We start from the raw sequence: 23,100 nt of genomic DNA, 5'->3' as shown, positions 1-23,100 counted from the left end.
CGAATTGAACGAACACAACGAGAGCTACAGTCATGGTCAATGTCGAACAACTGAAATACAGCGTAAATCGCATGTCCACCGACGTGGTCAGTGAAGCCGTCCTTGAATTGCGCATGGATGGCCTCGTCACTGAGGGGAAGACGCCCTTTACCAAATTGCACTTCAACACCTGCTTCGCGGAAATCGAAGCATTGTTCCAGCGTGCCGGGTATCACCGTCAGTTGGATGTCGTTGGCTATCAGGGCCTGCTTTATGCGCTGTATGACCCTGCGCGATGGGACGCAGTGGATGTATTGCGTTGGCTGAAAGAGTTTACCGAAGCGGCGGCGCAAACGGCTGTGCCGGTACGTGGATGAGCGGGTGCCATTAGGTTCTGCCCAGCCCTTGCGCGATAATGCGCCGCCAGCCAATCAAGGCGTTCCGAGATTTGAGCCTACCCATGTCCGAGCCCGTTTTTTCCCCCGCGCAGAGCCAAGCCAGCACCCTGTACCTGCCAGCAGGGCCATGGACAACGGTTCTCGATTGTCTGTGCGCGCATTTTTCCGCCATTAGCCGGGAACAATGGCTGGATCGAATAGCCAGAGGACGGGTGCTGGATGCCGAGGGTGTGGCCATAGCTGCCGAGTTGCCTTACCGGGAAGGCTTGCGTGTCCACTACTTTCGCGAGGTTCCGAACGAAACGCCGATACCGGTGCTAGAGACGATCCTGTATGCGGACGAGCATCTGGTGGTGGCGGACAAACCGCATTTTTTACCGGTGACGCCTGCCGGTGAGTACGTCGAGCAGACCTTGCTCAGACGCTTGATCCGTCGCCTGGATAACCCGGATCTGGTGCCACTGCACCGAATTGACCGGCACACGGCAGGCCTGGTGTTGTTCTCGGCAAACAAGGGCAGCCGTTCGGCATATCAGTCGCTGTTTCCTGCGCGTCAGATCGACAAGCGCTATGAAGCCATTGCCCGCGCGTTGCCCGAAGTGCAATTCCCACGGGTGCATAAAAGCCGGCTGGTCGCGGGTGAACCATTCTTTAGGATGCAGGAAGGGCCAGGCGTCAGCAACACTGAAACGCGCATCGAAGTCAGCGAACGTAATGGCGAATATTGGCGGTACGGCTTGTACCCCGTGACGGGCAAAAAACACCAGTTAAGGGTGCACATGGCGGCTCTGGGCGCGGCGATCTGCAATGATCCGTTTTATCCCGACGTGCTCAAAGATGCGGTGGATGACTACTCTCAGCCGCTGAAGCTGTTAGCCCAGGGTCTGCGTTTCATTGACCCGCTGTCCGGGGAAGACAGGCAATTCGAGACGCAGCTGACGCTCGATTGGTAGGTTGCTTCTTGCGATGAATGTGCTCCTGATACAGAAAAACCCGCACGGGGCGGGTTTTTGAACAAAATCGCAAGCGATGTTGTGAAGGATCAGAGATCCTTGACCGTACTCACCTGGTCTTTGTTGACGCGAGTTTGTTTGCCATCAAGCTGTTCGAATTCGTAGAAACCCGATTCTTCATCATACTTGGGCGTATCAACAGCCTGGATTTCGCGCCCGTCGTTGAGAGTGATGACTGTGGGCGAAGCACAGCCGGCGAGGCTTGCGAGGCTCAGTGCCAGCAGGAAGGCTGCGGGTAAGGTCCGTTGAGTCATGGTGTGTCTCCGTCAGGGAATGCTTTGATTACTGAGGTTGAGACGTATACATCATCCGCAAGTTCCATGGACAGTAGTGGCTTGTCGCAATCGCTGACTCAGATCAACGAAGGGCCAGCGAAAAGGGGGCTGTGATATAACAACGGGCTGTTCCCCCTCTCTTTGGATCGAGCCTATGAAAGCGAAGGCTGAAACACCTTTCGTGCCATTGAACATCGCCGTATTGACCGTCAGTGACACCCGTACCTTTGAAACCGATACGTCTGGTCAGGTCTTCGTTGATCGCTTGACCACCGCAGGTCACAGCCTGATCGAGCGCGTGCTGCTCAAGGACGATCTGTACAAAATCCGCGCCCAGGTTGCCACCTGGATTGCCGACGATGACGTACAGGTTGTACTGATCACTGGCGGCACAGGCTTTACCGGTCGCGACAGTACACCTGAAGCGGTGACCTGCTTGCTGGACAAACAGGTCGATGGATTTGGTGAGCTGTTCCGGCAGATTTCCGTTGCGGATATTGGTACCTCGACCGTGCAGTCGCGCGCGCTGGCGGGCATGGCCAACGGCACACTGGTCTGCTGTCTGCCGGGTTCGACCAATGCCTGTCGTACCGGTTGGGACGGTATTCTTGCCGAACAGCTGGATTCACGTCACCGCCCGTGCAACTTCGTCGCCCACCTCAAGCAGGCCGAGCCCTGCGAAACCCGCGGATAAACTGATATGAGCCGCACTGATGCGCGATCGTTGATGCCTGTAGAAGTGGCGCTTGCGCGCTTGCTGGAGATGGCCGAGGCGACGCCAATCCTTGAGCGTGAGCGGGTCGTACTGGCCGATGCGCAAGGTCGGGTTCTGGCCGAGGAGTTGATTGCAACCCTGGATCTGCCGCCGTGGCCCAATAGCGCCATGGACGGTTACGCCTTGTGTCTGGCGGACTGGAAGGGTGAGCCAATGGAGGTCAGCCAGCGCATATTTGCCGGGCAAGCACCTGAACCATTGGCGCCTGGAACCTGTGCCCGAATCTTCACCGGCGCGCCCGTGCCGGCGGGTGCCGATTGCGTAGAAATGCAGGAGAACGTGGACGTACTCGCCGATCAGCGGGTGCGCTTCATTGAGCCGATGAGAATCGGACAAAACATTCGTCCGCAGGGCCAGGAAACAACAGTCGGCGAGCAAGTACTGGCTGCCGGCACGCGCATGGGGCCCATTGAACTGGGCCTTGCGGCGTCCTTGGGCCTGGCGGGGCTGAATGTCGTGCGGCGCGTGCGTGTTGCCGTGCTGTCCACCGGCGATGAGTTGATCGAACCGGGCCAACCGCTGGGCCCCGGGCAGATTTACAACAGCAATCGGGTGTTGCTGTGCAGTTGGTTACAGCGTTTGGGCTGCGAGGTGCACGACGCCGGGATTTTGCCAGACGATCTGGAAAAAACCCGTATCGCGTTGGGCGCTCTGGGGCACGTCGATTTAATTCTTTCCACCGGTGGTGTCTCGGTGGGCGAGGCAGATTTCCTCGGACATGCCCTGCGCGAGGACGGCGAGTTGTCATTGTGGAAGCTGGCCATCAAGCCTGGGAAGCCGCTGACGTTTGGCCATTTTCGTGGCGTGCCGGTGATTGGTTTGCCGGGTAATCCAGCCTCGACTCTGGTGACCTTCGCATTGCTCGCCCGGCCCTATCTGTTGCGCCGTCAGGGCGTCGCCGATGTCGCGCCGCTGCAGTTTCCGGTGCCTGCCGGGTTCACCTGGAACAAGGCCGGAGACCGCCGCGAATATCTGCGCGGGCGATTCGAACAAGGCCGCGCCGTGCTCTACAGCAACCAGAGCTCGGGCGTCCTGCGCAGCGCAGCGTGGGCCGAAGGCCTTATTGAAGTGCGCGAAGGCACCACGGTCGCCGAAGGGGATTGGCTGAACTTCATTCCTTTAAGTGAAGTGCTGGGCTAACGACCGGATTCATGCGCTGGGCGCGGTTATAAAACAGGCGCTTACATCTCAACGTCGATCCAATCGTTTTGTGTGGGTATTGCGTGTTCGGCGGTGTCCACGCAATGGATGGTTTTACCCGTGGCCTGTTCGACTCGTCGGGCAACGTCCGGGTCATCGGCGAAAGGGATCATGCTGGCTTCATCGATGCTCCGGGTGTTGTTGTTCTTCAGGCACAGCTGGGTGACCACGAAGAAAAACACCACGGCGGCGATTCCCAGCCACTCGTAACCTGGTTCGATCATCACGTCAGGCCTTATCAGGAGAGGGAGTCGCGCTGTACTCCCGCAGGATGGTCAGGCGAATTGCGCTTGCTGGTCGACCAGCGCCGGGTCGGCCGTGCGCACGGTGCGCCACGTGTTGTAGGCCATGAGCAACATGCCGCTCAGGAAAAATACGCCACCGGTGAAGCGCACGATGAAGCCCGGATGGCTGGCTTGCAACGCTTCTACGAACGAGTAGGTGAGGGTGCCGTCGTCGTTCACTGCCCGCCACATCAGGCCCTGAGTGATGCCGTTGACCCACATTGAGGCGATGTACAGCACGGTGCCGATAGTCGCCAGCCAGAAGTGTGCGTTGATCAAGCCGACGCTGTGCATCTGCTCACGGCCGAAGACTTTCGGGATCATGTGGTACATCGAACCGAAGGTGATCATCGCGACCCAACCCAGCGCTCCGGCGTGCACGTGACCGATGGTCCAGTCGGTGTAGTGGGAGAGGGCGTTGACGGTCTTGATCGCCATCATCGGACCCTCGAAGGTCGACATGCCGTAGAAGGCCAGCGAAACCACCAGAAAGCGCAGGATCGGGTCGCTGCGTAACTTATGCCAGGAGCCTGAGAGGGTCATCATGCCGTTGATCATGCCTCCCCAGCTTGGCGCCAGGAGGATGATCGACATGGCCATGCCCAGCGATTGCGCCCAGTCCGGCAAGGCGGTGTAGTGCAAGTGATGCGGACCCGCCCAGATGTACAGGGTGATCAGTGCCCAAAAGTGGACGATCGACAGCCGATAGGAATACACCGGCCGTCCGACCTGCTTGGGCACGAAGTAATACATCATCCCGAGAAACCCGGTGGTCAGAAAGAAGCCAACAGCGTTGTGCCCATACCACCACTGCACCATGGCATCGGTAGCGCCGCCATACATAGGGTAGGACTTGAACCAGCCCACCGGGATCGACATGTGGTTGACCACGTGCAATAGGGCGATGACCACGATGAAGGCCCCAAAGAACCAGTTGCCGACATAGATATGTGAGGTCTTGCGTTTGATCACGCTGCCGAAGAAAACGATGGCATAGGCGATCCAGACAATGGTCATCCACACGGCGCCACTGAACTCGATTTCGGCATATTCCTTCGTCGTGGTATAGCCCAGCGGCAGGCTGATCAGCATGATCACAATCACCGATTGCCAGCCCCAGAAGGTAAACGCCGCGAGCTTGTCGGAAAACAACCGCACCTGACATGTACGCTGTACTGCGTAATAGCTCGCAGCGAACTGCGCGCTGCCAGCGAAACCGAAAATCACCAGGCTGGTATGCAAGGGGCGAAGCCGGCCGAACGTGGTCCAGGGCAAGTCCAGATTCATTTGCGGCCAGACCAGTTGCGAGGCGATCCAGACCCCGACGGCCATGCCAATAACGCCCCACACCACGGTTGCCACTGCGAATTGCCGGACAACCTTGTAGTTGTAGGCCTGCCCGATTTGTTCTGTGCTCATGGCAGTGTTTCCACCCATCCATTGCTTGCCAGGCCCCTGCGGTCCAGCACGAGGCTGCACTGTAGAAACTCTAAGGCAAACAAAACAGACTCAGAGAAGGCAAAGAAAAGCGGTGCAGACGCGCCGTTTAATGAGCCTCTGATACGGTTTTATTTGCCCGGTCTGACGCTGTTTTGTCGGGGTGCGCTTCGCCATAGTCTCAAGCCTCGGCAGCTGCCTCGACTCTCGAAGAAGGCAGCCAGCACCGATGAGCTTGAGGGGGTGGACGATGTATCAATACGACGAATACGACCGTGCGTTGGTCTTTGAGCGGGTCGCGCAATTTCGCGATCAGGTACAGCGCTTCCAGAGTGGCGACCTGAGCGAAGAAGAGTTTCTGCCGCTGCGTCTGCAGAACGGCCTGTACATGCAAAAGCACGCGTACATGCTGCGTGTGGCCATTCCGTATGGCACCTTGAGCGCCGAACAGATGCGCACGTTGGCCAACATCGCCCGTGACTATGACCGTGGATACGGGCACTTCACGACTCGACAGAACATGCAGTTCAACTGGATCGAACTGGCGCAGGTGCCGGACATTCTCGAACGGTTGGCCGGTGTCGAGATGCACGCCATCCAGACCTCCGGTAACTGCGTGCGCAACATCACCACCGAAGCCTTTGCCGGGGTTGCTGCCGACGAGTTGCTCGACCCACGCCCGCTGGCCGAGATCCTGCGGCAATGGTCAACCATCAACCCGGAATTCTTGTTTTTGCCGCGCAAGTTCAAAATTGCCATCTGTTCGGCGGAGCAAGATCGGGCGGCGATCCAGATGCACGACATCGGGCTGTATCTGTACCGCGATGAAGCTGGGCGGAGGGTGTTGCGGGTCTTGGTCGGGGGCGGGTTGGGGCGTACGCCGATTCTCGGTCTACAGATTCGTGAGGGTTTGCCCTGGCAGCATTTGCTGTCGTATGTTGAGGCGGTGTTGCGCGTCTATAACCGCTACGGGCGGCGGGACAACAAGTACAAGGCGCGGATCAAGATTTTGGTCAAAGCCTTAGGCATCGAGACCTTTTCCCGCGAAGTCGAGCAAGAGTGGCAACACATCAAAGATGGCCCGGCGCAGCTGACGGAAGAAGAATTTCAACGCGTCGCTTCAGCCTTTGTGCCCCCGGCTTATGCAAAGCTCTCGGACACAGATCTGGACTTCGGTTCACATCTGGCACAAAGCCCGCCTTTTGCCCGCTGGGTTTCGCGCAACGTGCAGCAGCATAAAATCCCCGGCTACGTCAGTGCAGTACTCTCGACCAAACCAGGGATCAGCGCACCACCGGGGGACGTGACGACGGAGCAAATGAACGCAGTGGCGGATTGGTCGCAGCGGTTCGGGTTCGGTGAAATTCGCATCGCCCACGAACAGAACATTGTGTTACCGGACGTCCGCAAAGCTGACCTGTATGCGCTGTGGTGCCTTGCGTGCGAAAGCGGGCTAGGTACCGCAAATATAGGATTGTTGACCGACATCATCGCCTGCCCGGGTGGCGATTTTTGTGCCTTGGCCAACGCCAAATCGATCCCGATTGCACAGGCCATTCAACAGCGTTTCGATGATCTGGATTACCTGCACGATCTGGGAGAGATCAGCCTGAATATCTCCGGCTGCATGAATGCGTGCGGCCATCATCACATTGGCAATATCGGCATATTGGGCGTCGATAAAAATGGCAGCGAGTGGTACCAGATCACGCTAGGTGGTTCGCAAGGCAAGGTGGCCGCATTGGGGAAAGTGATTGGGCCTTCCTTTAGCGCCTTACAGGTGCCGGACGTGATCGAAAAGATTGTCTCTACGTTCACCGATTACCGGGAAAGCGACGAGAGCTTCGTGCAGACCCTCAATCGCATCGGTCTGGCGCCCTTCAAGGAGCGCGTCTATCAACGAGAGCCGTCAGAGGCGACGCTGTGAACAATGTGCTGAGGCTTAAAGTCGGGCTGGCGCACATCGCCGACCACGACTCATGGACGTTGGTTCGCGAAGCACAAGGCGATCTGCCAAGTGGGCCATTGCTACTGCCGTTTACGCGTTGGTGGTCGCGTCAGGATCGGGCTGTGCTGGCCGGTGAGCGTTTGAGCCTTGATGGCGTTTGGCTCGGTCCGGATGACGAGGTCGAGACCTTGAAGCCGTTCCTCTCGGTACTGCCCCTGATTGCCGTGGATTTCCCCAGCTTTCGTGATGGTCGAGGTTATAGCCAAGCATATCTGCTGCGCACGCGTCTCGACTGGACGGGCGAACTACGGGCCATTGGCGATGTACTGCGCGATCAGCTCAGCCATATGCGCCAGTGCGGTTTTGACAGTTTTGCGGTGCGCGAAGATAAAACAATCGAAGATGCACTCAAGGGGCTGGCCGGGGTCAGCGTTGCTTATGGCCGCTCAGTGATCGAGCCGCGGCCGTTATTTAGACGGCGTTGATTCAGACGTTCGTTATCGTAATAGGTGGCCTGCGCAGCCTGATTAAATACGCTGTTCTGAATACGGGTGCGCAAGGCTGGAATATTGCCCAGTGGGCCTTTCAGAACAATCAGTGCGTCCCGTAGGGCCATGAGATTTTCCAGGCCAAACGCCTTGGTTGTGTGGGGATCAGCGACAGGTAGCGACAGGTCTATAGCAGTCGCAGTGTTCGGGTTCATATAGATCAGCTCTTATAGTTATTCAGTGAAGGTGGTATTTGTTAGTTACCAAGGGTAATGCTAAAAACGAATTTTTACAGTTTCGGGTGTCAGGGTAAATAGCTTGGCGGGGTGAATATTGCGGAAAATCGTGTAGGGTATTTCTACAGTTTTAAAATTTATGTAGGAAGTTTGTATATGGCCGCTGAAACTATCCTAAATATAGATGGGTTTGTCTAACAATCGAGCAAGTCCGAAGAAAGGGCTTCTTCGGACTTGTTCGATGGGGTGTGTTCCAGGTTTGATTAGCTGAGTTGAGTACCTGAATGTCGTCAGTCTTTGGCGGACTCTTCCTCCAGGCGGTCGGCTTCAAACAATTGCTCCAGTTCCGTCCTGGCTTCACGGGCGGTTTGCAGGACCTTGGCGTCATCGTCATACACCAAATGTTGCGCGTTCAGCACTTGCTCATCGTGACGCTTGAAACGACTGACCCGTGCATCGGCCTGAGCCTGACTCAGACCCAGCCCTACCAATGTACGCCTGCTCATCTCCAGACTGGAGTAGAACGTTTCGCGTACTGCCTGAGCACCCACGTCCATCAGCCGATGCACATGTTGACGGTTGCGAGCGCGGGCGATGATCTTTATGTGCGGATAAAGCTTGCGCACCAACTCGGCAGTCTTGATGTTGGTGTCAGGGTCATCGGTGGCAATGATGAAAAACTCTGCCTGATCAACCTTGGCCGCACGCAGAATTTCCGGGCGTAGCGGGTTGCCGTAGAACACCGGCAGATGGCCGGAGCTGCGGGAAAACTCAATGGACTCGACGGCGTTGTCCAATGCCACGAAGGAGATTTTTTGCGCCCGCAGAATCCGCGCAACGATTTGGCCCATGCGTCCCATGCCCGCGATGACCACCCTTGGTGAGTCACTGGCGATATCACGGTACTCGTCCGGCACGATCTGCGGTGTGATTTTGGGTGTGAGCAGTCGCGAAATCAGGAGTAACAACAGCGGCGTCATGGCCATGGACAGGGTGATAGTCAGCACCAGAATGTCGTACAGCCGCGGTTCGAACAGCCCTTGGTCGCGGCCGATCTTGAACACCACGAAGGCAAATTCACCACCCGCTGCCAGCACCACGCCCAAGCGTATGGCGCTGTGCTGGTCCAGGCCGCCGACCAGACGGCCGATGCCAAACAGCAAGGGCAGTTTGATTAGAATAAGCAGCACTGTCAGCCCCAGCACGGTCAGCGGTGCGCTGGCCAGCAGGCCGATATTGGCGCCCATGCCGACGCTGATAAAAAACAGCCCGAGCAGCAATCCTTTGAAGGGCTCGATCTGCGATTCCAGTTCGTGGCGGTATTCGGAGTCAGCCAATAGCAGACCTGCCAGAAACGCCCCCATGGCCATCGATACCCCCACCAGGTCCATCAGCCAGGCTGTGCCGATCACTACCAACAATGCGGTCGCGGTCGAGACCTCCTGTAGGCCGGTCTTGGCGACGATCCGAAATACCGGGCGCAGCAGATAGCGCCCGCCGATCACCACAATAGCGATGCTGCCCACCACCCGTAGACCATGAGTCAGGTGGTCGGAGGTGCTGGCGTTGTGATCCACACCCGCTAGAAACGGCACCATGGCAATCAACGGAATCGCGGCAATGTCCTGAAACAACAAAACGGCGAAGGCCAGCCTTCCGTGTGGGCTGTTAAGTTCCTTGCGCTCGGCCAGACTTTGCAGGCCGAAGGCGGTGGACGACAGGGCTAACCCCAGCCCCAACACCACCGCGCTGTTAAATGACTGATCGAAGGCAAACAGGGCGACGCTGCCGATAGCCATCCCGGTGAGCAGTACTTGGGCTAGTCCAACACCAAACACGGCCTTGCGCATCACCCACAAGCGTCGCGGTGACAGCTCGAGGCCAATGATGAACAACAGCAGCACCACGCCCAACTCGGAAATATGGCTGACGCTTTGCGGATTGCCGATCAGGCCCAGCACTGAAGGGCCGATGATCACCCCGGCAAACAGATACCCGAGCACTGCGCCTAGTTGCAGGCGCTTGGCCAGGGGTACGGTCAATACTGCGGCCAGCAGAAATACGACTGCGGCCTGCAGCAGATTGCCTTCGTTGGGCATGGTGAACTCCTTGATGTATCGCTGTTCGATCAATGCTAAAGCGCGAGGGCGGAAGCTTGGTGGCAATCGTCTTGAATAGGGCGGCATTAAAACATGGGGTGTTTATCTCATCAGCGTCCATTTTGTTCTGATCAAGGTCACAGGATCGGTGTTGAGGCCTCAATCGGGTAACACGGCGGCCGGTATCGCAGATTTGTATGCCAGGCTGCCGTCTGCGAGTCATCAGCGTTACCATGGGCTCGCATTTGCGCAAAGCAGATGATTTCTACAGGTATTCAGGAAGCCGTAATGACTAACAAACAGCGTTTGACGTATTCGATTCTGATCGCCCTGGTGGTACTGGGGATCATGTTGGGCTTGTCGCACTTGCAGAACATTGGTGTGATCACCGAGAAGACCTTTCAGTACATCGCCATCTCGGTCGCGGTGCTGGTGGTGATCATCAACGGGTTCATGCGGCGCAAGGTCAAGCCCTGATTACACTGTGACGCTCAGGCTGGCTCAATACCTGCTTGAGCCAGCGCGCGGGATCAATGAAGAACGTCATTACCTCCCTCAAAAAAAATATACCGGAGTTTAAAATGTCTGCATCCAGCGATACCGCGGCCCACGTAGAGACGCGAAACATTTCTTTTCCTGAGTTGGTCGAGTTGCTGCGCCAGGTTTTCCTGCGCAACGGCACCTCGCCGGAAGTGGCAAGTGTGTTGGCTGAAAACTGTGCCAGCGCTGAGCGTGACGGTTCCCATAGCCACGGCATTTTCAGAATTCCCGGTTACCTTTCGTCCCTGGCCAGCGGCTGGGTCGACGGCAAAGCAGTGCCAAAAGTCGAGGATGTCGGCGCGGCATTTATCCGGGTTGATGCGGCTAATGGCTTCGCTCAACCGGCATTGGCGGCTGCCAGACCGTTGCTGGTGGAAAAGGCCAAGAGCGCGGGGATCGCCATTCTGGCGATTCGCAGTTCGCACCATTTCGCAGCACTGTGGCCCGATGTCGAGCCGTTCGCTCGTGAGGGGCTGGTGGCGTTGAGCGTGGTCAACAGCATGACGTGCGTGGTGCCCCATGGGGCACAGCGACCGCTGTTCGGCACTAATCCCATTGCATTTGCCGCACCCAGGGCAGGTGGTGACCCGATCGTGTTCGATCTGGCCACCAGTGCTATTGCCAACGGTGACGTGCAGATCGCTGCTCGCAAGGGCGCGATGCTGCCGCCGGGCATGGGTGTGGACCGCGCCGGGCTGCCGACCGAGGATCCCAAGGCGATCCTTGACGGTGGTGCGTTGCTGCCCTTCGGCGGCTATAAGGGCTCAGCCTTGTCGATGATGGTCGAGTTGCTCGCCGCAGGCCTCACGGGCGGTAATTTCTCGTTCGAGTTCGACTGGTCCAAGCATCCCGGTGCGCAGACACCCTGGACGGGCCAGTTGTTTATCGTGATTGATCCGAACAAGGGTTCCGGGCAGAACTTTGCCGAGCGCAGTGAGGAACTGGTCCGGCGGATGCATGACGTCGGTCAGGAGCGCATGCCTGGCGACCGCCGCTACCTGCAGCGCGCCAAGGCGTTGGTCCATGGCATCGATATTCCTGTGGCTGAACTGACTCGGTTGCGGGAGTTGGCCGGGGTACAGGGTTAAACCCTGACCTTACAGCGGTTTTAGACCTGCAGCAGGCTTGCCTGTGGAGGCTCGCGTCAGATACACCGCGCGAGTCCATTCTCAGGCAACTTTGCCACACGCATTGGTTTATGAGCGCTGGATAAAGTCTGGCTCTAGTTACAGTCCTCCAGGACGACGTTTGCCGCAGGGAAAGTTGCATCGGCGACCGTTGATTTCATCTGGAATGGCTATAACTTTTGTAGTCTTGACACGTGGATATGAAGAGCAATTCTTTGTTTCGCCAACCTGTAATTCCTTTACCTGGAGTCAGTGGCTGGAGGGCTACTTTACTTCAAATACGATCCGTTAACGTGTAACGACCGGCCTCTTTCCTTCCCCGATCTGATCTCCCGAGACCCCGGCGATAAAGGGGTGCAGCCCAATCGGCGTGGCGATCACCCCTTATTGTCAGGAACCACGATGTGTCGCTGGCAGGCGTCCGTGAGGAATGAGTTCGCGCAGACATCCTCATAAAAGGCTCCAGGATGTAGAGAGGCTATATTCCAAAAGTAGATAAAAAAATAATAATTCATTCTTGTTAAGAATAAACAAAATCCTTTAAATTGCCGCCACTCAACGCCGCAACCCCTCTAGGACGGGCGTTAGCCTCGCATTAGCACTGCCGATCGGAGACAACGATGTGCAATAAAACTTACCTCACGCTGGTCATGGCTCTGGGTGTCGCACAGCAAGCGCATGCAGCCGGATTCATTGAGGACAGCAAAGCCTCACTTGACCTACGTAACTTTTACTTTAACCAAGACACGCGTAATGCAAAGGCACCTTCTGACCGTGAGTGGGGCCAGGGTTTCATTCTTAATTACCAGTCAGGTTTCACTCAGGGACCGATAGGGGTTGGTTTGGATGTGCTGGGCTTGTATGGCCTGCGGTTAGACGCCGCAGGACGTGCGGGTAAAAAGGGAGAGGATCACACCCCGGGAAGTGTATTTCCTTTGGACAGCAACGGAGAAGCGGTTAATGATTACGGCCGGCTGGGGGCGACCGCCAAGTTTCGCGTGTCCCAGACTCAGTTAAAGGTCGGCACGTTGCTCCCGAAACTGCCTGTTTTGACGTATAACGATGGGCGCTTATTGCCGGAAACCTTTGAGGGCTGGCAAGTAGAATCAAAAGAGTTTGAACATTTAAATTTTACCGTGGGCGATATAAGGCAGGTGGCTGATCGCAACTCCTCAAATACCCAGGGGATGTCGATTGCGGGCGCAAATAACCCGGATACGGGGAAATTCAGTAATCAGTTCTATTACGGTGGGGTCGATTATCAAGCCACTCAGCAATTGCAACTGCAATACTACTATGGCGGCTTGAAAGATTTTTATCAGCAACACTTTTTGGGATTGGTTCACCAATGGCAACTGCCCGTCGGTCAGCTGAAAACAGACTTGCGTTATTTCTATAGCACCTCAGACGGTGAAAATGCCAGCGCTTCAGGCCGTGATCAAGGTTATGTCAGTGCGGGTTATTATGGTCAAGGTATTGGCAAGGGCGAAGTAGACAACCGCCTGTGGAGCAGCCTGTTCACGTATAGCCTGCAAGGCCATTCCATCAGCGTTGGCTATCAGCAAACGAGCGGGCGTAGTGACTTCCCTCATATTAACCAGGACCAGGGTCGCTCTCCTTACTTGATCACCAATTCGCAGGTTCTGCGCTTCGTCAATGCAGGCGAAGACACGTCAATGGCCGCGTATGCCTACGACTTTTCGACCCTCGGCTTACCGGGTTTAAAGACAAGTTACACCTACTGGAACGGTCAGCATATTCAAGCGCTCAACAAGCAAAATAGCGAATGGGAGCATGACTTTCGCATCGACTATGTGATCCCTCAAGGCAGCCTCAAGGGGCTGGGCTTTACGTGGCGCAGTGCGGTGCTTCGAGGCAACGATGCAAGCGATAAAGATGAAAACCGCTTTATCGTCAGCTACAGCATTCCTCTTATATAAGGCATCGTCCTCGGCTTCGACGCCGCCTTGTCCAGCCACTTCGACAGAACAAGGCGGGCTCATGCTAAATTCGCAGGACTGTTCAAAAAACGCCAACAATTGACGAGGGCCGCGATGGATCAGGTCAAGGCGATGAAAATCTTCGTGCGTATCTATGAGCGCAGCAGCTTCACATTGGCTGCCGAAGACTTGACCCTGCCGCGTGCGACGCTGACTCACAGCCTCAACCAACTGGAAGCCTGGCTTGGCACTCGCTTGCTGGAGCGCAGCACGCGCAGGGTCAAACCTACCCTTGACGGGGAGGCCTACTACGCGCGATGCATCCATTTACTGGCGGAACTGGAAGATGCCGAGCATGCGTTCCGCAGCGTCGCGCCCAAAGGCATGCTGCGGATCAACCTGCACGGTACGTTGGCACGGTACTTCGTGGTGCCAGCCTTGCCGGACTTCATGGCACGTTACCCTGATATTCAACTGACCCTGAGCGAAGCTGATCGATTGGTGGACCTGGTTCAGGAGGGTGTGGATTGCGTGGTGCGGGCCGGCAACCTCAGCGATTCGTCGTTGATCGGACGTCGTATCGCGATGCTGGAGCAGGTGACCTGTGCAAGCCCGGCGTACCTGCGCAAATACGGGGTGCCGAAACAGGTGAGGGACCTTGCGACTCACACGGGCGTGAACTATGTCTCCAGAACCACCGGCAAACCTTACCCCTTCGAGTTTATGGTTGACGGGCAATGCCAGGAGGTCCGGCTCGAGGGTCGCGTCGCGGTGTTTGGCGCCGAAATCTACGCCGCGTCGGCGGTTGCCGGCATTGGCATCATCCAGGTGCCGCGCTATCGGGTTGCTCAGCAACTGTCCGAAGACGTGTTGCGTGAAGTTTTACCCCAGTGCCCGCCGCCACCTATGCCCGTGTCGGTCCTGTATCCGCACAACCGCCACATGTCCCCGCGAGTTCGGGTGTTCGTCGATTGGGTGAGCGAGTGTTTTGCCGAGATGGAGCGGGGCTCGCTCGGCATGGGTATGACCCGTGACGCTGTGCAGCAGCTTCAGGGGTGAATGCACTGCACCGTGTCACAGGCCCGCAACTCGCCATGAACCTGCGCAAACGACGGCCTTGCCAGTACGTCGGGATGCGTGCATCGGCTTTTCAGGTCGAGTAGCCACTCGGCAGGTGCTGGATCGCAACGCGCCAGCAATTCACCCAGCAGGATCCCGAAAGCCCTGACTTCAACGCGTTCCAGTGCCTGCGCTTGAGCGGTGTTGGCTGTCGGATAAAACGACGCTGCGCCGAAATCGCCGAGCAGGCAATCGCCGTCCTCGTCCCACAAGATATTGTGCCCGTACAGGTCGCCGTGGCAGATACCGCCTGCATGCAGATGCTCAGCAACCGAGGCGATGCCGCAGGCCAGGCGCAGGGCGACGGTCAGGGAAAACCGGGTGCCTGAGGCATAGATGTCGCGGGTGCAGGACTCCAGGCTGGGTGGGCCAGCGAGGTTGCTGAAGCTGGGGGCGATCAATTGCATCACCAGACCAACCTGTGCCTGTGGGTGTTCAGCGATCTGCCCCTGGACTTCGATCAGCTGTGGGTGAATCCCCGCAGCAATGCAGGCAGACATTTCGTTGAGCGGGGAGCCGTCACTGGTGATGCTGCCCTTGTAGAGCTTGATTGCCACAGGCGTGGACTGGTTCTCCTGACGTTGCCACAGGGCTTGTTGAATCACCCCGGAAGCGCCTTCGCCCAGTTGTTGCTGTACCTGAAGATGCTCCCACGGGATCTGGCGGATGGGCGTTTCAGCGGGGCTTACGGCCAGCGGGTTTCCGGCGTAGGCCAGCCAGGCAAGTGCAGGCAGTTTCAACAACCAGTCGGGTAATTCAGTCAGGCGGTTGGCGGCGATACGCACCAGCTCAAGCTGCTCGCAGGCCGCCAGACTCTCAGGTAACTGCTGCAAGCGATTGCCCGCCAGCATCAATTTTTGCAAGGCACTGCAGGCGCCGAGTGCGTCGGGCAGGGCCTCAATGCAGTTGTCCGTCAGGATAAGCCAGCGCAACAAGGGCGGCAGCGCCTGAGCCGGAACGTCGCGGATCTGATTGGCCTTGAACCCGACGATTTGCAGCTGCAGGCACTGACCTATACTGGCCGGCAGCTCGGTGAACCTGTTTTCCGAGCAGAACAACACGCGCAGGTGCTTCAGGCGGTACAGATCTTCCGGCAGGCGGCTCAATGCATTGCCTGTCAGATTGAGCACCTCCAGCGAGTCCGCTAGGTCGAAAATCTCCACAGGAAACTCGGTCAGCCCGCAGGACAGATCAAGCCGGGTGATGCCCGCAAGTTTTCCAGCGCGCAGACGCTCAAGGGTGTGAATTTGATTGTCGATCATCATCATCAATCCTGCCGCGCGAGGCAGATGTCGATCAATTGGTGCATTCGCTCCAGGCTTGGCGGAGCTTCGGCGTAGAGGATGCGATACACCATTGGCGCAACGATGGCGTCCATCAACTCTTCGGCCGGTGGAGTCGGTTCACCACGGGCAAGCGCGCGTTCAATGATGATTTGTAATTGGTCACGAGCGATGGCGGAGCATTTTCCAGAGCAGGTTGCCGCGCTGCTGGCCACGACGTCACGCATCAGTTCCCGACCCGGGGCTGAACTCATTTCGTCCAGGTACTGCTCGGTCCACGTTTGCAGGTCTTCGCGCAGGTTGCCGCAATTGACCGGGATGTCCGGACGCAAACGCTCGACCGCTGCGTCTGCAAGCAGCGTGGTCAGGTCACCCCAGCGCCGGTAAATGGTTGAGGGCGTGACACCGGCACGGGCAGCAATCAGTGGGACACTGAGCATCGAACGGTCGTGTTCGAGCAGCAGGTCACGGATGGCCGTGTGGATTGATTGTTGAACACGGGCGCTGCGGCCTCCCGTGCGAATACCTTCTTTAATAGCCATACGGCAGACCTGACACACATAATTTTCTTTGAGCGGGATCGCGTTGCTCACTCACAAAAGCTAATTTTTAACTTTAGTGGTGTGCTTTATTGGAGAGTGTACTCATGTCCCATCCTTTGCAGTACCCGCACTCGACAGTTCGTCACACCGATGCCGGCGCTGCTGGATGTGTGGGTCCTGCATTCGGCCAATGCCTGCGTCCTGTCACAGGGCCGCGTGGCCTACAAAAGTCGTAGCTGTTTTTCGCTGTGCATCTGCTACGTTCATAGATGTAGGCCCTTTCTCGTTAAGCCCTCAATAAGAACAATCACAGGGATGCCGATGAACCAGCAACAGAAGAACTATCAGCAGCATTACGACCATTCTATCGCCGATCCCGAGACTTTCTGGGCGCTACAGGCGCGCAACGTGGCTTGGTATCAGGCACCTCGACAGACTCTGCAAACCCTGGCTGACGGCACGCATCGCTGGTTCGCCGACGGTCAGCTCAATAGCAGCTACCTGGCGCTCGACTTTCAGATCGAGCAGGGCCGTGGCGAACAGACGGCACTGATCTATGATTCGCCCGTCAGCCACAGCAAGGTGCGCTACAGCTATAACGAACTGCGTGACGAAGTGGCGCGGTTGGCGGGTTTGCTCCGCCAATTGGGCGTGGGGAAGGGCGACGGCGTAATCATCTATATGCCGATGGTTCCCCAGGCGGCCATGGCGATGCTGGCCTGCGCCCGACTCGGCGCAATCCACTCCGTGGTGTTCGGCGGTTTTGCAGCCCATGAACTGGCGCTGCGCATCGACGATTCCAAACCCAAACTGCTGCTGACGGCTTCGTGCGGGCTGGAGTTCGACCGGGTCATTGAATACAAACCCTTGGTGGACAAAGCCCTGGAACTGGCGCGCCATCAGCCGAGCCATGTTCTGGTGCTGCAACGCCCGCAGGTTCAGGCACAGTTGCAGAAGGGCCGCGACCTGGACTGGAACGCAGCCCTGGTCGGTGTGCAACCGGTCGATCCGGTGCCCGTCGCCAGCACAGACCCGCTGTACATCATGTACACCTCGGGCACCACCGGCCGACCCAAAGGCATCGTTCGCGAAAACGGCGGCAACGCAGTCGCACTGACCTTCACCATGAGCCATATCTACGGGATGCAACCGGGCGATGTCTGGTGGGGCATCTCCGATGTTGGCTGGGTGGTAGGCCATACCCTGATCGTCTACGGACCGCTGATGTGCGGTTGCACCACTGTCCTGTATGAGGGCAAGCCGATCCGTACGCCGGACGCCGGTGCGTATTGGCGGGTGATCGAAGAATATAAGGTCAACGCCTTGTTCTGTGCCCCGACTGCCATGCGCGCGATTCGCAAGGAAGATCCTGACGGCGAGTTGATCAAGAACCGCGACCTGAGTTCGCTGCGACAGTTGTTTTTGGCAGGGGAAAAGCTCGACTCCAGCACGCATCACTGGCTGGAACAGCTGACTGGCAAGCCGGTACTCGATCATTGGTGGCAGACTGAAACCGGTTGGCCGGTGACTGCGCCGTGCGTCGGTCTTGAAGGCCACAGCCCGGCACCCGGCTCAAGCAATCGCGCCGTGCCGGGTTATAACGTCAAGGTGGTGGATGAGGAGGGCCGATTGCTCGCGCCGGGTCAGCAAGGCTCTATCGTCATCGCCTTGCCATTGCCGCCGGGGTGCAGCCAGACGCTATGGAATGACCACACACGCTACCTGGAAGCTTATCTGCAGACCTTTCCTGGCTATTACCACACGGGTGATGGGGGGTATGTGGACGAAAATGGTTTCGTGTACATCATGGGCCGCACGGATGATGTGATTAACGTCGCGGGTCATAGGCTGTCTACCGGGGAGATGGAGGACGTGGTCAGCCAGCATCCCGCCGTGGCCGAGTGTGCGGTGATCGGCGTGCATGACGAAATCAAGGGTCAGGTGCCGCTGGGCATGATCGTGCTCAAGGACGGCGTCAGCGAAAGTGCCGAGCAGTTGCGCAGCGAAATGGTGGCGCTGGTGCGCGAGAGAATAGGTGCCCTGGCGTGTTTGCAGCGAGTGGTCGTGGTCAAGCGCTTGCCCAAAACCCGCTCTGGCAAAATACTGCGCGGTGTTTTACGAAAAATCGCTGACGGCGAGGACTTCACTCCGCCGTCGACGATTGATGATCCGGCTATTCTCGGGGAGATTGCTGCTGCGTTGAAAGCAACATAAACCCCAAGAACAGGCTTGCCTGAAGGGGCCGTCGACTCAGCGCAGGACCGAGACCATTTCCGACACGGTGGTCAGGACATCTTTGGCCAGGTGTTTCGAGCGCTTGCCTGACCAACCGGTGACGAGGTCAGGCGCGTCATCGTTGTCCTTGAACGGCATCTCCAGGGTCAGTGCCAGGCACTTATAACGTTCACCGACGCTGTTGCAGGCCAGGTTCATGTTGGCTTGGCCGGGGCTGCTGCGCGGGTAGCCGTAGCGGGTCTGGAAATCCTTGGTGATTTCGCTCAAGTGGCGGCGGAAGTGTTCTTCCAGTTGCTGCTGTTGCGGGGTGTAGCCGGGATTGCCTTCACACGCTGCGGCAAAGACGTAGGGAATTTCTTCATCGCCGTGGATATCAAGGAACAGGTCGACGCCGTATTTCTCCATCTGCTGCTGGACGAAAAACACTTCAGGGCTCAGTTCCCGACTGGAATCCTGCCAGGCCCGATTCAGGTCTTTGCCCTTGGCGTTGGTGCGCAGATGACCGTGGAATGAGCCGTCAGGGTTCATGTGCGGCACCAGATACAGATCGGCGGCAGCCAGCAGTTGCGTCATGACAGGGTCGTCTTTTTCCTGCAAACGCTCGATCAGGCCTTCCATGAACCATTCGGCCATGTGTTCGCCCGGGTGTTGCTGGGCGATGATCCAGACCTTGCGCTTGCCGACAGCACCGTCACCTTTGCGCAACAGTTGGATGTCGCGACCTTCGACGCTTTTGCCGATGGCGATCAGCTCGGTGCCGGCTTTGTTGATGGCCTGCTCGATCAGCCAGTCATGACGTGCGCGGCTATAGGGCTCGAAGTAGGCGAAATACACCTGAGACTCGGTCGGCACAAGGCTGAAGTTCAGGGCCGCGCCGTCGAATGTTGTTGGCACACGAAACCAGTGTTCATGATCGTAAGAGGCCACTGCCTGATAACCGCTCCAGGCGCGGTTGTAGCTGGACTGGCTGGCGTTGGTCAGGCTGAAGGCATGGCTTTGGCCCACGTGCAGGTGTTCGGCCTTGAAGTGAAACCATTGCAGATGGGGGCTTTGAGTGTCGGGACGGATCGCCAGTCTTACGTTAGAAGGGTTGCTGGCGTCGAGTACTTCAATATTGCCGCTGTCGAAATCAGCGCTGATTTTGAGAGGGGTCTGAGTCACGGTTATGTCCTGTACGGCGGTACCAATTCGTGCCGGTACTGTACACCCATCAGAAAGAAACCAAAAAAAAGACCCGGCAAAAAGCCGGGTCAAAAACCGTGATTAGCCTGATGAGGAGATAATCCGGAAGCCGACCTAAGGCTTCTGGGTTATCGGGTTGATCTTGCGATCAACGGCGCCAATAATAACAATTATCATTCGCATGTCAAAGTTTATTTTGCTTCATCCAATTCCACCAGTGCCGCGCCTTCGCTGACCATCTCGCCTTCGACGCAATACAGCGCCTTGACTATTCCAGCATGGGGGGCGCGGATACTGTGTTCCATCTTCATGGCCTCCAGCACCACCAACTGCGCTCCCGCGTCGACGGTTTGACCGACTTCGACCAGCACTCGCACGATGCTGCCGTTCATTGGCGCGGTCAGACCGCCCTGATGGCTGTGGCTGGCCTCAACCTCTGCAATCGGATCGAGGCGTTTGATCGTGTGCAGCTCGCCTTGCCAATGCAGATACAGGGTGTCGCCCCGGCGGATCGCCAAGTGCTGACGGCGCACGCCATCGTGTTCGATCAGCAGTTGCTCGCCCCGTAGCTCAGCCAGCGAGGCGCTGCTGTTGCGCAGCTGGATCACTTGCTTCTGGCCATTGCAGCTCAAGTGCAGGTCGATTTCTGTCGGCAGCCCGGCACGCAGACCGTTGTGGCTGGCCCAAGGTGAATGAAGGTCGTCCTGACGAATAGAGGCTGGCTGGCTTTGGCTGAAGGCCTCGCCAGCGGCTTGCCAGAACGCTGCCGATAACTCTCCGGCGGGTGGCAGCAACTGTTCCTGATAACGTGGAATAAACCCGGTATCGAGCTCCGCCGCTGCGAACGCAGGATGAGCGACGATGCGGCGCAAGAACGCCAGGTTGGTTTTCAGCCCACCGATGGCGAACTCATCAAGCATGGCCAGCAAACGCAGACGTGCCTGCTCGCGGTTCTCACCCCAGGCGATCAGTTTGCCGAGCATCGGGTCGTAGAAGGGCGACACGCTGTCGCCCTCGGCTACGCCGCTGTCCACGCGTCGACCGGGGCCCGCAGCGGGTTCGCGGTAGATGTCCAGTGTGCCGGTCGCCGGCAAGAAATCGTTGGCGGGGTCTTCGGCGTACAGCCGCACTTCGATGGCATGCCCGATCAGCGGCACCTGCGCTTGAGTGATCGGCAGCGCCTCGCCCTGGGCTACGCGAATCTGCCAGGCCACCAGGTCCAGCCCGGTGATCGCTTCGGTGACCGGGTGTTCAACTTGCAGGCGAGTGTTCATCTCCATAAAGAAGAATTCGCCGCGAGAGTCCAGCAGAAACTCCACCGTGCCTGCGCCGACATAACCAATGGCTTGAGCGGCACGCACCGCCGATTCACCCATGGCGCGGCGCAGCTCTGGGCTCAGACCTGGAGCAGGGGCTTCTTCAACGACTTTTTGATGGCGGCGCTGGATCGAGCAATCGCGCTCATTAAGGTACAGGCAGTTGCCGTGCTGATCGGCAAACACCTGGATTTCGACGTGACGCGGCTTGAGCAGGTATTTCTCCACCAGCATCCGCGAGTCACCGAACGATGACTGTGCTTCACGCTGGGCCGAGGCCAGGGCTTCGGCCATTTCACTGACCTGTTCCACCACCTTCATGCCTTTGCCACCGCCGCCTGCCGTGGCTTTGAGCAATACCGGGTACCCGATGCGCTCAGCGGCGGCGCTGAAGGTTGCGACGTCTTGTGCTTCGCCGTGATAACCCGGCACCAGAGGCACGCCCGCGTCTTCCATCAGGGCCTTGGCAGCGGATTTACTGCCCATCGCGTCGATGGCAGAGGCGGGTGGCCCGAGGAAAATCAATCCAGCGTTTTCGATGGCGCGGGCAAACCCTGCGTTTTCAGACAAAAAGCCATAACCGGGATGGATCGCCTGAGCGCCGCTGGCCTTGGCCGCAGCGATCAATTTGTCGATCAGCAAATAGCTGTCGGCCGCCTTGCTCCCGCCCAGATCGACACGAATGTCGGCTTCGCGGCTGTGTCGTGCATCGCGATCAGTGGCGCTGTGTACGGCAACGGTGGTCAGTCCAAGCGCCTTGGCGGTGCGCATGATGCGGCAGGCAATTTCGCCTCGGTTGGCGACCAGAATGCGGGTCAGCAGGGGTGTAGGGGTCTGCGAGGCGCTCATGGGCGCGGCTCCTTTTTATGGGATTGAGCGGCGTCAGCCTGTTCGGACTGCCAGGCCGGTGCGCGTTTTTCCAGAAAGGCGCGCAAGCCTTCCTGGCCTTCAGGGCTGACGCGGATACGGGCAATGGCGTTTTCGCAATAACGACGCAGGGCAGGGGTCAGTGCGCCGTTACCTACTTCACGCAGCAGGTCTTTACTCGCACGCATTGCTTGCGGGCTGTTGAGCAGCAGATTGTCGATCCACTGATCGATCTGCTGCTCGAACTCGGCAGCTGGGTAACACTCGGCAAGCAGGCCGATTTCACGTGCGCGCACACCACTGAAACGTTCGGCAGTCAGGGCGTAACGACGTGCCGCACGCTCACCGATGGCTTGCACCACGAAGGGGCTGATCACCGCCGGGGCCAGGCCAATGCGCACTTCCGACAGGCAGAACTGCGCATCTTCGGTACCGATGGCCATGTCACAGCAACTGATCAGACCCAATGCGCCGCCATAGGCCGCGCCTTGCACGACCGCCAAGGTCGGGATCTTCAATTTGGCCAGGTTGTACATCAGCTCGGCCAGCTCGCGGGCATCGTCGAGGTTGGTGTTGTAATCCAGGTTCGCCGATTGCTGCATCCAGGCCAGGTCGGCCCCTGCACTGAAGTGCTTGCCCCGGCCACGGATCACCATGAAGCGCAGGCGAGTGTCGGCTTGCACATCATCCAGGGCGATGATCAGCTCGCGAATCATCTGGGCATTGAAAGCGTTGTTCTTGTCCGCGCGGTTCAGCCAGAGCGTGGCGAAGCCCCGAGGATCGGTGTGCAATTCAACCGTGTGGAAATCAGTCATGT

At 57.9% G+C, this 23,100-nt stretch carries 20 protein-coding genes; 11 read left to right on the top strand and 9 right to left on the bottom strand.

Annotation, left to right across the window (positions count from 1 at the left end; genetic code table 11):
* Window positions 1-32 precede the first annotated feature (32 nt).
* Both AC1MEA_RS22945 and AC1MEA_RS22940 read left to right on the top strand, forming a co-directional pair.
* A complete protein-coding gene (locus AC1MEA_RS22945; RefSeq protein ID WP_219060196.1) occupies window positions 33-356 on the top strand; it encodes a transcriptional regulator in 324 nt (107 codons plus the stop codon).
* An 83-nt stretch (window positions 357-439) separates the two neighbouring features.
* Window positions 440-1,330 (top strand): pseudouridine synthase, encoded by an 891-nt coding sequence (locus AC1MEA_RS22940; protein ID WP_480417509.1) that lies wholly within the window; start codon window positions 440-442, stop codon window positions 1,328-1,330.
* Window positions 1,331-1,419: 89 nt separating this feature from the next.
* On the opposite strand, the gene AC1MEA_RS22935 is transcribed toward AC1MEA_RS22940, so the two are convergent.
* Entirely contained in the window at window positions 1,420-1,644 is a 225-nt protein-coding gene (locus tag AC1MEA_RS22935; protein ID WP_219060194.1) for a YgdI/YgdR family lipoprotein, read from the bottom strand.
* Window positions 1,645-1,819: 175 nt separating this feature from the next.
* Between AC1MEA_RS22935 and moaB the strand changes: the two genes are divergently transcribed.
* Both moaB and AC1MEA_RS22925 read left to right on the top strand, forming a co-directional pair.
* Window positions 1,820-2,359, top strand: a complete 540-nt coding sequence (gene moaB, locus AC1MEA_RS22930; protein ID WP_219060193.1) for a molybdenum cofactor biosynthesis protein B — start codon at window positions 1,820-1,822, stop codon at window positions 2,357-2,359.
* Window positions 2,360-2,365: 6 nt separating this feature from the next.
* Window positions 2,366-3,580, top strand: a complete 1,215-nt coding sequence (locus tag AC1MEA_RS22925) for a molybdopterin molybdotransferase MoeA (RefSeq protein ID WP_480417508.1) — start codon at window positions 2,366-2,368, stop codon at window positions 3,578-3,580.
* 41 nt (window positions 3,581-3,621) lie between these two features.
* Here AC1MEA_RS22925 and AC1MEA_RS22920 read toward each other — a convergent pair whose 3' ends face one another.
* Complete coding sequence (locus AC1MEA_RS22920; protein ID WP_480417507.1) at window positions 3,622-3,864, bottom strand: cbb3-type cytochrome c oxidase subunit 3; 243 nt, start codon at window positions 3,862-3,864, stop codon at window positions 3,622-3,624.
* A gap of 51 nt (window positions 3,865-3,915) precedes the next feature.
* Window positions 3,916-5,343, bottom strand: coding sequence for a cytochrome-c oxidase, cbb3-type subunit I (ccoN, locus tag AC1MEA_RS22915; protein ID WP_480417506.1), 1,428 nt, complete (start codon window positions 5,341-5,343; stop codon window positions 3,916-3,918).
* A 268-nt stretch (window positions 5,344-5,611) separates the two neighbouring features.
* Here ccoN and AC1MEA_RS22910 point away from each other — a divergent pair, with 268 nt between their 5' ends.
* The gene (locus AC1MEA_RS22910; protein WP_480417505.1) at window positions 5,612-7,288 is read left to right on the top strand and encodes a nitrite/sulfite reductase; all 1,677 of its coding nucleotides are present in this window, start codon (window positions 5,612-5,614) and stop codon (window positions 7,286-7,288) included.
* Complete coding sequence (locus AC1MEA_RS22905) at window positions 7,285-7,794, top strand: DUF934 domain-containing protein (RefSeq protein ID WP_219060188.1); 510 nt, start codon at window positions 7,285-7,287, stop codon at window positions 7,792-7,794. The genes AC1MEA_RS22910 and AC1MEA_RS22905 overlap by 4 nt, the downstream gene beginning before the upstream one ends.
* A gap of 529 nt (window positions 7,795-8,323) precedes the next feature.
* On the opposite strand, the gene AC1MEA_RS22900 is transcribed toward AC1MEA_RS22905, so the two are convergent.
* A complete protein-coding gene (locus AC1MEA_RS22900) occupies window positions 8,324-10,132 on the bottom strand; it encodes a monovalent cation:proton antiporter-2 (CPA2) family protein (protein ID WP_480417504.1) in 1,809 nt (602 codons plus the stop codon).
* A gap of 288 nt (window positions 10,133-10,420) precedes the next feature.
* Here AC1MEA_RS22900 and AC1MEA_RS22895 point away from each other — a divergent pair, with 288 nt between their 5' ends.
* From AC1MEA_RS22895 to AC1MEA_RS22880, 4 genes are all read left to right on the top strand, one after another.
* Entirely contained in the window at window positions 10,421-10,609 is a 189-nt protein-coding gene (locus tag AC1MEA_RS22895) for a hypothetical protein (protein ID WP_219060186.1), read from the top strand.
* Window positions 10,610-10,713: 104 nt separating this feature from the next.
* Window positions 10,714-11,760: an Ldh family oxidoreductase gene (locus AC1MEA_RS22890; protein WP_219060185.1), complete on the top strand. Its 1,047-nt coding sequence runs from the start codon at window positions 10,714-10,716 to the stop codon at window positions 11,758-11,760.
* A gap of 659 nt (window positions 11,761-12,419) precedes the next feature.
* On the top strand, window positions 12,420-13,739 hold the full coding sequence (locus AC1MEA_RS22885) for an OprD family porin (protein WP_219060184.1): 1,320 nt from the start codon (window positions 12,420-12,422) through the stop codon (window positions 13,737-13,739).
* 114 nt (window positions 13,740-13,853) lie between these two features.
* Window positions 13,854-14,798, top strand: coding sequence for a LysR family transcriptional regulator (locus tag AC1MEA_RS22880; RefSeq protein ID WP_480417503.1), 945 nt, complete (start codon window positions 13,854-13,856; stop codon window positions 14,796-14,798).
* Here AC1MEA_RS22880 and AC1MEA_RS22875 read toward each other — a convergent pair.
* Together AC1MEA_RS22875 and AC1MEA_RS22870 are read right to left on the bottom strand one after the other, a co-directional pair.
* Window positions 14,789-16,105, bottom strand: coding sequence for a leucine-rich repeat-containing protein kinase family protein (locus tag AC1MEA_RS22875; RefSeq protein WP_480918203.1), 1,317 nt, complete (start codon window positions 16,103-16,105; stop codon window positions 14,789-14,791). The genes AC1MEA_RS22880 and AC1MEA_RS22875 overlap by 10 nt on opposite strands.
* A 20-nt stretch (window positions 16,106-16,125) precedes the next feature.
* Window positions 16,126-16,683 carry a TetR/AcrR family transcriptional regulator gene (locus AC1MEA_RS22870; RefSeq protein ID WP_480417502.1) on the bottom strand — a complete coding sequence of 186 codons (558 nt, stop codon included), beginning with the start codon at window positions 16,681-16,683 and terminating at the stop codon, window positions 16,126-16,128.
* A 321-nt stretch (window positions 16,684-17,004) separates the two neighbouring features.
* Here AC1MEA_RS22870 and AC1MEA_RS22865 point away from each other — a divergent pair, with 321 nt between their 5' ends.
* Window positions 17,005-18,897: a propionyl-CoA synthetase gene (locus AC1MEA_RS22865; protein ID WP_480417501.1), complete on the top strand. Its 1,893-nt coding sequence runs from the start codon at window positions 17,005-17,007 to the stop codon at window positions 18,895-18,897.
* Between the two features lie 36 nt (window positions 18,898-18,933).
* Here AC1MEA_RS22865 and AC1MEA_RS22860 read toward each other — a convergent pair whose 3' ends face one another.
* The 3 genes from AC1MEA_RS22860 to AC1MEA_RS22850 all read right to left on the bottom strand — a co-directional run bounded on the left by AC1MEA_RS22860 (window position 18,934) and on the right by AC1MEA_RS22850 (window position 23,098).
* Window positions 18,934-20,085: a M14 family metallopeptidase gene (locus AC1MEA_RS22860; RefSeq protein ID WP_480918202.1), complete on the bottom strand. Its 1,152-nt coding sequence runs from the start codon at window positions 20,083-20,085 to the stop codon at window positions 18,934-18,936.
* Between the two features lie 206 nt (window positions 20,086-20,291).
* A complete protein-coding gene (locus AC1MEA_RS22855) occupies window positions 20,292-22,265 on the bottom strand; it encodes an acetyl/propionyl/methylcrotonyl-CoA carboxylase subunit alpha (RefSeq protein ID WP_219060179.1) in 1,974 nt (657 codons plus the stop codon).
* A complete protein-coding gene (locus AC1MEA_RS22850; protein ID WP_449633495.1) occupies window positions 22,262-23,098 on the bottom strand; it encodes a gamma-carboxygeranoyl-CoA hydratase in 837 nt (278 codons plus the stop codon). The genes AC1MEA_RS22855 and AC1MEA_RS22850 overlap by 4 nt, the downstream gene beginning before the upstream one ends.
* Between the last annotated feature and the right edge of the window lie 2 nt (window positions 23,099-23,100).

Source organism: Pseudomonas sp. ASL8, assembly GCF_056680355.1.
Note: the sequence above shows the minus strand (reverse complement) of the source record. Positions and strands in the feature narration are given on the sequence as shown.